Annotated in this window: 11 protein-coding genes; 7 read left to right on the top strand and 4 right to left on the bottom strand. The window is 56.0% G+C overall.

Features of this window, described 5'->3' with window-relative positions; all coding sequences use genetic code 11:
- Window positions 1-146 precede the first annotated feature (146 nt).
- The gene (locus STE01S_RS20625; protein ID WP_062770863.1) at window positions 147-359 is read right to left on the bottom strand and encodes a hypothetical protein; all 213 of its coding nucleotides are present in this window, start codon (window positions 357-359) and stop codon (window positions 147-149) included.
- On the opposite strand from STE01S_RS20625, the gene terL (STE01S_RS19280) reads away from it, so the two are divergent.
- Complete coding sequence (gene terL / locus STE01S_RS19280; RefSeq protein WP_062770861.1) at window positions 360-1,154, top strand: phage terminase large subunit; 795 nt, start codon at window positions 360-362, stop codon at window positions 1,152-1,154. It begins immediately after the preceding gene.
- Between the two features lies 1 nt (window position 1,155).
- Here the strand turns inward: terL (STE01S_RS19280) and STE01S_RS19275 are convergent, their stop codons facing one another.
- Window positions 1,156-1,959: a hypothetical protein gene (locus STE01S_RS19275; protein ID WP_162928368.1), complete on the bottom strand. Its 804-nt coding sequence runs from the start codon at window positions 1,957-1,959 to the stop codon at window positions 1,156-1,158.
- 140 nt (window positions 1,960-2,099) lie between these two features.
- Here STE01S_RS19275 and STE01S_RS19915 point away from each other — a divergent pair, with 140 nt between their 5' ends.
- Entirely contained in the window at window positions 2,100-2,303 is a 204-nt protein-coding gene (locus tag STE01S_RS19915; RefSeq protein ID WP_082657356.1) for a helix-turn-helix domain-containing protein, read from the top strand.
- A gap of 38 nt (window positions 2,304-2,341) precedes the next feature.
- Here the strand turns inward: STE01S_RS19915 and STE01S_RS20620 are convergent, their stop codons facing one another.
- On the bottom strand, window positions 2,342-2,545 hold the full coding sequence (locus STE01S_RS20620; RefSeq protein ID WP_162928367.1) for a hypothetical protein: 204 nt from the start codon (window positions 2,543-2,545) through the stop codon (window positions 2,342-2,344).
- Between the two features lie 172 nt (window positions 2,546-2,717).
- On the opposite strand from STE01S_RS20620, the gene STE01S_RS19270 reads away from it, so the two are divergent.
- The 5 genes from STE01S_RS19270 (at window position 2,718) to terL (STE01S_RS19250) (ending at window position 8,691) form a co-directional block, all read left to right on the top strand.
- Window positions 2,718-3,179 carry a DUF2924 domain-containing protein gene (locus tag STE01S_RS19270; RefSeq protein ID WP_082813448.1) on the top strand — a complete coding sequence of 154 codons (462 nt, stop codon included), beginning with the start codon at window positions 2,718-2,720 and terminating at the stop codon, window positions 3,177-3,179.
- The gene (locus tag STE01S_RS19265) at window positions 3,176-4,840 is read left to right on the top strand and encodes a recombinase family protein (RefSeq protein WP_062770855.1); all 1,665 of its coding nucleotides are present in this window, start codon (window positions 3,176-3,178) and stop codon (window positions 4,838-4,840) included. Before STE01S_RS19270 ends, STE01S_RS19265 begins: the two co-directional genes overlap by 4 nt.
- Window positions 4,841-5,299: 459 nt before the next feature.
- Window positions 5,300-6,688: a site-specific DNA-methyltransferase gene (locus STE01S_RS19260; protein ID WP_082813447.1), complete on the top strand. Its 1,389-nt coding sequence runs from the start codon at window positions 5,300-5,302 to the stop codon at window positions 6,686-6,688.
- A 57-nt stretch (window positions 6,689-6,745) separates the two neighbouring features.
- Window positions 6,746-7,228: a DUF5681 domain-containing protein gene (locus tag STE01S_RS20615; protein WP_162928366.1), complete on the top strand. Its 483-nt coding sequence runs from the start codon at window positions 6,746-6,748 to the stop codon at window positions 7,226-7,228.
- On the top strand, window positions 7,225-8,691 hold the full coding sequence (gene terL, locus STE01S_RS19250; protein WP_062770851.1) for a phage terminase large subunit: 1,467 nt from the start codon (window positions 7,225-7,227) through the stop codon (window positions 8,689-8,691). The genes STE01S_RS20615 and terL (STE01S_RS19250) overlap by 4 nt, the downstream gene beginning before the upstream one ends.
- A gap of 21 nt (window positions 8,692-8,712) precedes the next feature.
- Here the strand turns inward: terL (STE01S_RS19250) and STE01S_RS20610 are convergent, their stop codons facing one another.
- On the bottom strand, window positions 8,713-9,354 hold the full coding sequence (locus STE01S_RS20610) for a hypothetical protein (protein WP_162928365.1): 642 nt from the start codon (window positions 9,352-9,354) through the stop codon (window positions 8,713-8,715).
- Window positions 9,355-9,499: the final 145 nt, after the last annotated feature.

Below are 9,499 nucleotides of genomic sequence, written 5' to 3'. Positions count from 1 at the left end.
GCAGAACGACGAGTGGCAGCTCCAGCACCGATACATGCAGATCGAAGGCATGGCCGAACTCAACCAACCCATGATCGAGGAGGAAAATCAGCCCCTACACATCACCGCCAAAGCCGCCTGACGATGGCCCACGGCCACAGCCGAAATTACACCACCTTGACGGACGCGACCCGTCCGTTGGCGGTACGCTGACGGGCCGCGGCGGTGACTTCATCATCATCGATGACCCTATCAAGGCGAAGGACGCCTATTCCGAGGTTGCCCGAGATGGTGCCTATGATTGGTATCGTAACACTGTCACCAGCCGACTGAATAATCCCAAAACGGGCTGCATTCTCGTGATTGCGCAGCGCCTTCATATGGAAGACTTGCCGGGGCGGCTCCTTGATGCCGGAGGATGGGACGAGCTTGTTCTACCCCTGGTTGTGGATCGCGAGCAATATATCGAGGTCGCTCCGATGCGGCAGGTTGAACGTCCTGCCGGAAACATTCTGCACGATGCCCGCTTTTCAGATGAAACGATTTCGCGCCTCCGTGCGGAAATGGGAGAGCAGGATTTTGAGGCCCAGTACAACCAGCGGCCGCTGCCACCCGGAGGCGCGATCTTCAAACTTGCATGGTTGCAACGATTTGACGAGCGTCCACCGCCATATCAGGTTCAAGGAATATTCCAGAGCTGGGATACGGCATACGAACTGAACGATCATAATGACTACAGCGTCTGTTCGACCTGGGCGCTGTCGGGGAAAAAATGCTATTTGCTCGACATCTATCGGGAGAGGCTCTCCTTCCCCGAGCTAGAAAAGGCCGTTCTCGCGCTACGGGCTAAGTGGTGCGCCGATCTCGTGATTGTTGAAAAGGCGGGGGCTGGCATAAGCCTGTACCAGAACCTTCGATTTCAGCGGCACAACTGGATTTATGACCTGAAACCCGTGGGCTCGAAGCAGGATCGTGCTTCCCAGCAGTCACCCAAATTGGAGCGTGGGGAAATCTGGGTTCCCGGACAGGCTCCCTGGCTCAAGGCGTTCGAAGATGAACTCGCCAGCTTTCCGCACGCTCGGCATGACGACCAAGTCGATAGCATCGTTCAGTTCCTCGCTGCCGTCGACACCGGAAGATTGCTGACCGAAGCTGACTTTGCGAAGCGACGGTGATCTATCGCGTCTCGAAGCCCCCGAGAACGATGTTGGTAGGATCGAGCACGAGACCGCACTGAATGTCGGCGATCAGTGCGGACACCTCGTTCTTGACCTCGCGCGGGTTCCGAATCGTTGGTGTCGACGGGTAGTCATAGAGGGCGCTCAGATAATAGGGAGCCTTGGGCGCGACCACGAATGCGAGTTGAAGCGTAGGCTTTAGCCGCATCGCATCCTGCGGCGACATCGGAATGCTGCCGGCGATGTTGCTGCCGTTCTGCGCCGCCGGGAAGAGCGCGTCCTTACCGTACACCGCTTTGGATTCGAAAATCCCGCGCGTACGCCGGAATATCTTGGAGACTTGGGTCTTAGCTCCGTAGGAATTGGATGCGGAATAAGAGCCGGTGACAGTCTCGTCTTCTTTGATGACGACATCGATATTGAGGTAGCTCGATTCCATGACTCCGGGATAGGGGGCGCCCGGACCAAAGAGCGCGTCGGCATTGAATCCGAGATTCCGGAAGGCGTAGGAGACGATGTTGAGCTGCTGGGCATCGGCGTCGTAGAGCAGGTGCTTCCGGTCCTCCGGCGCCTTTCGAACAATCAGGGTTCCACCGAGCTTCGCGATCGCTGCGCTCTTCCGGCTATTATATTGGTCGGTACTTTCGAACTCGCCTTTCTCACCGATCGCCCGAAACGGAGCCATGACGTCGTCAATATCTCGCGGCGCAACGACCTGCCCAACATAGGATGCGCATGGTTGTGCATGCGCAACAGGTGGCATCAATACGCTTCCCGCCGCCAAAACCAACGCCAGCTTCATATACCCTCCATCGCGGTCGTCTGCCCAATTGCGTGTCGACGATCAGTGACGCATCTAGTGCTCTGTGAGAGCGGCAAGTCAAGTTCATTGTCACTGATCGTCTGTAGATCAATCAGTCACATGGCGCTCTTTAATCGGGCGTGGATATACGCGTTCGCCTCGGTCGGAATGTTCGAAGCCTCAGGGAAGAGCGAGGCTGGAGTCAGGAGGATTATGCTGACCGCGCCGACATCCACCGCACCTATGTCAGCGACATCGAGCGAGGACGGCGGAACCCAACAGCCACGGTAATCGAGAAACTTGCCAAGCCGTTTGAGATCGCGCCGGGGCGTTTGCTGGATTAGGCGAATTCTTCGCCATCGTTGGTCGGCCAAAATCGCGGCTACTGTATCGGCGAGCGTAGCGCTTCAATTGCTTCTGCGAGAATTGCTATCCGATACCCCAGCTCAATTAGTTGGGAGACGTCGGCGCCAGCTTCGTCAGCTGGCGGAAACGCCGCAATCGTTGCGGCATCTTCAGCGGCGATCAGCGCGAGGTTGAGCAATCCGCGTGCCGGAGCGCATTCGATATGTGGTTCGCGTTTCATTCCATAATGAATGCTCGAATGCTGAATCAAGTCCAGTTATAAGATAGTTATAGACGAGGATTGTGATTAAATATTCTCACAGAATCTGCGCTATATGGAAATATTTTTTTATTGTGTTTGAAAAGTATTTTTGCACTCGACTTGTGAGGCGGGGCGAGCGATCGCCTTGTCTATGAAAAAGAGACCGATTGAAAATCATGGACGAGAGAGCGCAACGGATTATGCAGTATATTCTGACCTAGAGTTGCTAGCTGAGATGCCATTGCCTGCTCTGCGGAAGAAATGGCAGGCGTCGTATGGTGACCCCGTGCCGAAGGTGAGTGCTACTGTATTGCGATTGGCGATCGCGTTCGAAATGCAAAAGTCTAGGTTTGGAGATTTGTCGCGGGAGGTAAATCGGCGGCTCGATTATCTTGCGCGCGGGAAGACATTTAGTTTGACGCTTCAACCAGGAATGCGTCTCGTCAGAGAATGGAAGGGACGCCTGCATGTGGTTGTCGTGGACGCCGACGGCAGCCTGATTTGGCAGAAGAGCGCTTGGCGGTCACTCAGCGAAATTGCTCGGGCGATCACGGGGACGCAGTGGTCTGGGCCGGCGTTTTTCGGTCTTACTGAGAAAGCGGCAGCTGCATGAAGCGGCTGCGCTGCGCTGTATATACCCGCAAATCGACCGACGAGGGGCTTGGCCAAGATTTTAACTCGCTCGACGCGCAGCGCGAGGCCTGCACTGCATATATCAAGAGTCAGGCGGCCGATGGCTGGGTATTGATACCGCGCTGCTATGATGACGGCGGATTTTCTGGCGGGTCTCTCGAGAGACCCGCGCTGCAGGCGCTTCTGGCAGACGTAAAGGCGAGAAGGGTGGACATCGTGGTTGTCCACAAGATTGATCGGCTTACACGCTCGCTGCTGGATTTTGCGAAGCTTGTCGAGGTGCTGGAGGCGTCTGAGGCCAGCTTCGTATCGGTCACGCAATCGTTTAACACGACGACGAGCATGGGACGTTTGACGCTCAACATGCTTCTGTCTTTTGCCCAGTTCGAAAGGGAAATCACCGCAGAGCGAATTCGCGACAAGATTGCAGCTTCTAAGGCCAAGGGAATGTGGATGGGCGGAAATCCGCCTTTGGGTTACGAGCCTGCTGGACGTAGCCTGAAGATCGTCGATGCCCACGCCAAGCTGATCGTCGAGATTTTCGAGCGCTATGTGGCAACCGGGAACGTGCGCTTGCTCGAGTATGAACTGGATCGAAAGCAGATACGGTTGCCACGGCGGATAGCTCTCTCAGGTCGAGAAACGGGCGGCGGAAAATTCTCGCGCGGCCAGTTATACAAGATACTTTCTAACCCGGTCTATCGGGGCAAGATTGCGCACCATGAGAAGTTGTACGAGGGTCAGCACGACGCAATTGTCGGGGCTGAGCTATGGAACGCCGCGCATCATTTGCTACGAACGAACCGGCAGGGTTATCACGCGACCAAGCGACCGAACGCGATATTGCTCGCCGGGTTGGTTGAGACCGATGACGGCAGGCGCTTCAAGTCGAATCATGCCTGCAAGGGACGAAAGCGGTATCGCTACTACGTGGTTGATCAGGCTTCGGATGCGGGCGTGCCAGGGAATCCGATGCGAATTCCCAACGGAGAGCTGGACGCGGCGGTCTCTCAACTAATTTGCGAAGAACTTCAGGATCCGTTCGCTCTCCTTTTCAAGGCGGACGTCGAACTGCGCCCGTCCGATATCGCGGGCCTCGAGCCCAGAGCGCAAGCCATGCTAGCCGCGGTCGATCAGCGTGACTATTTCACGGTCAGGTCTCTCATTCGAAAAGTGATCATCGGCTCATCATACGTTGAGGTTCAACTCGATGTGTCGGCGCTCCTAAATGGCCTGGCGATCGCAGGTGTCCCCCATGATGACACGATCGCATTGCAAGCGGCGGCGAGGACAATGCGGACAGGCAAAGCGGTCCGGTTGGTTCAACAAAATGGGCGTTCGCCCAACCGGGCGAAGCCAAATCTCGAATTGGCGCGCCATATTGTGAAGGCTCGCGAATGGTGGTCCGAGCTCAAAAGCGGGGACATCCGTATTGCCGACATTGCGCGGCGAGAGGGACTCAACCCTTCCTGGGTTTCTCGGATGGTGCGTCTGAACTTCCTCGCACCCGCCGTTGTGGAAGCTATTTTCGCAGGGACGCTACCAGACCATCTGGGACCCGACTTGCTGCGGCATCCAAAATTGCCGTTATCTTGGCAGGAGCAACTGGAGTTTTTGGCTGTAACGGCGCATAAAAACTAATTAAATCAAAGACTTGGCGGTGCAGGTAGTCAGACGCGAACCGCTCTCTGCTCAACATTCCCTGATCCTCGGGAATTAACAGCGAAGACCGCCGGTAGCCGCCTTTCGGCTGCGTGGGAGAGTGTCAGAAGCGTTCGAAATCCGACGCTTTAGCAACAGAATTCCGTAATTTAAAAACAGGGAATTTGCGTCGCCACAGCAGCGAATTCCTCCTCATTCGTCCGCAGATCAGCGCAAAATTTCTCGCCGTAATTTCCAAAAATGATTGATTCCATATCCCCGCGATGTATGGTTCCGGCGTCTTTTTGACGCAGAATGTTTGGGCCGGGTCCCGAGCGCAGCACGAAAAAAGGCAACGTTCATTCGGCCACGCGCAAGCGGGGCAGGTTGTCTGTTGTCCAGCTGCTTGGCGTCAACTTCGCATCCTGCTGCTCTTGCTGGCCTAGCCAGGAAGCAGACATGACTTACATCGCTACATTGCCTCAGGCGCAGACGCCGTCGCTGGTCAATTTCGATCAGAGGCTTGGCCCGATCGAATATCGTCGACCGGCCTCGCTGAAGCCGTACGCAAATAATCCGCGTAAACACCCCGAGAAGCAAATCGTGAAGCTTATGGCTTCGATAAACCAGTTTGGATTCGCGTTGCCGGTCTTGGTCGATGGTCAAGGAACGATTATCGCGGGCCAAGCGCGGGTTGAAGCCGCGTCGCGTTTAGGCCTTGCTGAGATTCCCGTTCTCGTCGCTGACAAATGGACTGCGTCGGAAGTTCGGGCATACCGTCTCGCCGACAATCGTTTGGCAGAATTGTCATCGTGGGATGAGTCTACTCTCGCGATTGAGCTCGCCGAAATTATCGAAATTGGCGATGTGAACGTCGAGATGATTGGCTGGGAGACGGCTGAGATCGATGTCATGATGGACCATCGCGATGAATCGACCTCAGAATCCAATCCAGTCGATGTAATACCCAGCCTTCCAAAACAACCGGTCAGTCGTGTCGGCGACCTGTGGGGTCTTGGCGTCCATCGTCTTCTTTGCGGCTCTAGCTTGGATGCAGCTAATTGGGATCGACTTATGGCCGGCGAAACGGCCCAAATGCTGTTCACCGATGCGCCATACAACGTCCGCATCCAAGGCAATGTGTCCGGGCTGGGGAAGCATCAGCATGCCGAGTTCGCGCAGGCTTCGGGGGAGATGTCTTCAGAGGAGTTTTCAGCCTTCTTGGCGACTGCCTTTAGGTGCGCGGCCGTGCACCTCAAAGACGGCGCCGTCCTCGACCTATTCATGGATTGGCGCCATCTTTCTGAACTCTTCGAAGCGGTCCGGATTAATGGATTGACGCCGCTCAACCTTTGCGTCTGGAACAAGAGCAACGGCGGGATGGGGTCGCTCTATCGTTCGAAGCACGAATTGGTGCTGATAGCGCGCAAGGGTAAGGCGGCCCATACCAACAATGTGCAGCTCGGAAAGCATGGCCGCTACCGCACTAATGTGTGGGATTATCCTGGTGCCAACAGCTTCGGGGGATCGCGTGACGAAGATCTCGCCGATCATCCCACGGTCAAGCCTGTCGCTCTCATCGCTGATGCGATCCGAGACGTGACCCACCACCGCGAGATAGTTCTGGACGGATTCATGGGGTCAGGAAGTACCATCCTTGCCGCTGAACTTACAAAACGCCGCGCCTACGGAATCGAACTGGAGCCAGGCTACGTCGATGTAGCGATCCGGCGCTGGGAGGAAGCTTCCGGTCAGCAAGCAATCCTTGTTGATACCGGTGAAACGTTTGCGGACGCTTCCGCAGCTCGCCTGCCCGCAGTCGCGCCGTCTGAACGGTGCCAAGACTGACCACTCTCCGCTCCGTTGCAGGATGGAGCGAACAGAAATTCTCCCAGGAGACGAAACATGAGCAAAGTTGATGACGGCCAGCGATCTGCCGTAAATCCGCCCCCGCGCCATCGTCCAATTTCGACGTCGAGAGCACCCGATTATAGAGCACCCGACTATGAGGTGGGATATAAGCGACCACCAAAAGCTAGTCAGTATAAGCCCGGGCAATCGGGCAATCCCAAAGGCCGGCCTCGCGGCGCGAAAGGAATTAACACACTCGCTCGCGAAACGCTTACGGCCAAGGTTCGGGTGCGAACGCCGGACGGCGAGAAGCGAATGAGCAAGATGGAGGCGGTTCTCCAGAAGACCGTCGAGCTGGCAATGAAGGGTAATGCCCGAGCAATAATATTGCTGCTCAATCTTTACAGGCCTGCGGTGCCCGATGCTCCAATGGCGGAACAAGGCACAGGAAGCGGGGATGACCTCTCCCAGACCGACATCGAGATTCTCGAGATGTTCCGCGAAGATATTCGCCTCCAGCTGGGACGAGAATCATGAGGATCGGCCCGAAGGAGCAGGCAAGGCTCTCGGCGCTGCGCCGAACAAAACTCCTTCTTTTCCTGATGAAAGTCTATGAGACGCTGCATCCGGGAGACCCGCCGCTCCACCCTGCGTGGTACATCCAAGCCATGTGTCACGAGCTTGAAGAAGTTCGCCGAGGGCGAAAGACGCGGCTGGTAATCACCGTGCCACCGCGTCACCTGAAATCCATAACCGCGTCGGTTGCGTTCGTGGCCTGGCTGCTCGGCCATGATCCGGGATTCAAGATAATCGTAGCGAGCTACAGCCAAGATCTTGCGCGTCAGCACTCGAACGACACGCGCCGGATCATGGAGAGCGAATGGTATAAGCGCGATTTCCCGAACACTCGCATCAGCGATCGCGGCAATCGCGCCCTCGAACTCGAAACGACGTGCGGTGGATGTAGGAAGGCGGTTTCCGTCGGTGGTGCGGCTACGGGGTTTGGCGCCGATCTCATTATTGTCGATGACTGCATGAAGGCTGACGACGCGCGCAGCCAAACCATGCGAGAAGATGTGCGGGCTTGGTTCGACGGCACGCTTCAGAGCCGCCTCAATGACAAGGCCAATGGACAAATCATTTCAATCCAGCAGCGACTTCATGAAGATGATCTTCCTGCCTACATGCTCGAGAAGGGCTATCCACATCTGAATTTGCCGGCGATTGCAGTGCGAGACGAAGTCATACCGATCGGTGAGGGAAGAATGCACCGACGCGAGATAGGTGATGTGCTGGATCCAACGCGCGAGACCAAGGCCATACTTGCAGACCTCCGGCGCAACCTGGGGCCAGCGGTTTTCGAGGCGCAGTATCAGCAGAATCCGGTTGCGCCAGGCGGTAACCTGATCCGTCTTGAATGGTTCGGTACCTATCATGAGATTCCCGAACGCCACGAGTTCCTGAAGATCGTTCAGAGCTGGGACACCGGAATGACTGCCAACCCAAGCAGCGATCCATCAGTTTGTCTGACTTGGGGGTTCCACCGCAAAACCTTCAAATGGTACTTGCTCGATGTTTTTCGCGAGCGCCTCGACTACCCCGATCTCAAGCGCGCCGTGCTCCGCCTCTGGAAAAAATATGCGTCGGATGCAGTAATCATGGAACGGGCGGCCAGCGGATTGTCATTATATCAAGATCTGCGGGCCACGAGCGAGCGCCGACTTATAATGATCCAACCGGTCGCGTCCAAGGAAGAGCGGTTCGTCGGTTGTCTGGGTGAGGTAGAGGCAGGGCATTTCCTCTTGCCCGCGGAAGCTCATTGGCTTGAGGCCTTCCGGAGCGAACTCAAGGCATTTCCTGCCGGGCGTCACGATGACCAAGTCGATAGCTTCAGTCAGTTCGTAGCCTATCAGCTCCGTATCTGGCGCTGGCTTCTGACCAGCCGCAACGGCAACAATCGACCTATCCGAAGAGTCCGCATGGCAAATCGACCTTGGTGACCAGCGCGGCAAATCATAATTCTAAGCTTGGTCGGTCGGTGCCTTTATGCACATTTCCTTCCAGACCTCGGTCATTTCTGCCTTTGACCCGAGATCGGACTCGAGGAAGACCAGATTGGTCGAGCCCGCAGCCACGAACCGTTCATAGCCGGAATATCCTCCAAAGCTGTTCTTGGCGTTTACCTCGCCGCACGCGACTGCAGCTTTTCCGCCCGAGTAGAAATGCACGTTCCGGAACTCTGCGCTGCTGGGGTCTTTCAGCCGCTTCTTGACCGAGATCTGCGCCGCTGCGATCCAGGCTTCTTGCTTTCCTCGGTCAGCATAGGGCTGTGTTGCTTCGGTTGTCGAAGAACTGTTCGCTGTGCGGCCTTCGCCGGAGGTTAAGTGATTGAAGAGCATTACGCCACCGATGAGGAGTCCGAAGCATCCCAGCGCTGAAATCGGACCCGTTTCGTCTGATTCAGGTCGCTGGGACGGTTGTTCCACAATTTCACGATCGTCGAAACGTTTGCCGCAATATTTGCAGAGATGCGCCGACTTTGAGATGGTGCTCCGGCACTGGGGGCAATTGCGCTCATTTTTCTTCATTTTTCGTTCGTGTCCCTCCGTTGGATCATCAGTGTCGACAATAAGTGACGTTTCCCTGATGCTTCCTGTAACCATGATGTCAACTGCAATGTGACTGATCGTCTGTAGATCAATCAGTCACATCCGTCTCTTTATCGGGCGGTGGATATACGCGTTCGCCTCGGCCGGAATGTGCGCAGCCTGCGGGAGGGGAAGGGCTGGAGCCAAGAGGATTATGCCG

The organism is Sphingopyxis terrae subsp. terrae NBRC 15098 (assembly GCF_001598815.1).
GTDB lineage: Bacteria > Pseudomonadota > Alphaproteobacteria > Sphingomonadales > Sphingomonadaceae > Sphingopyxis > Sphingopyxis terrae.
This window is presented reverse-complemented; position numbering and strand designations above follow the sequence as displayed.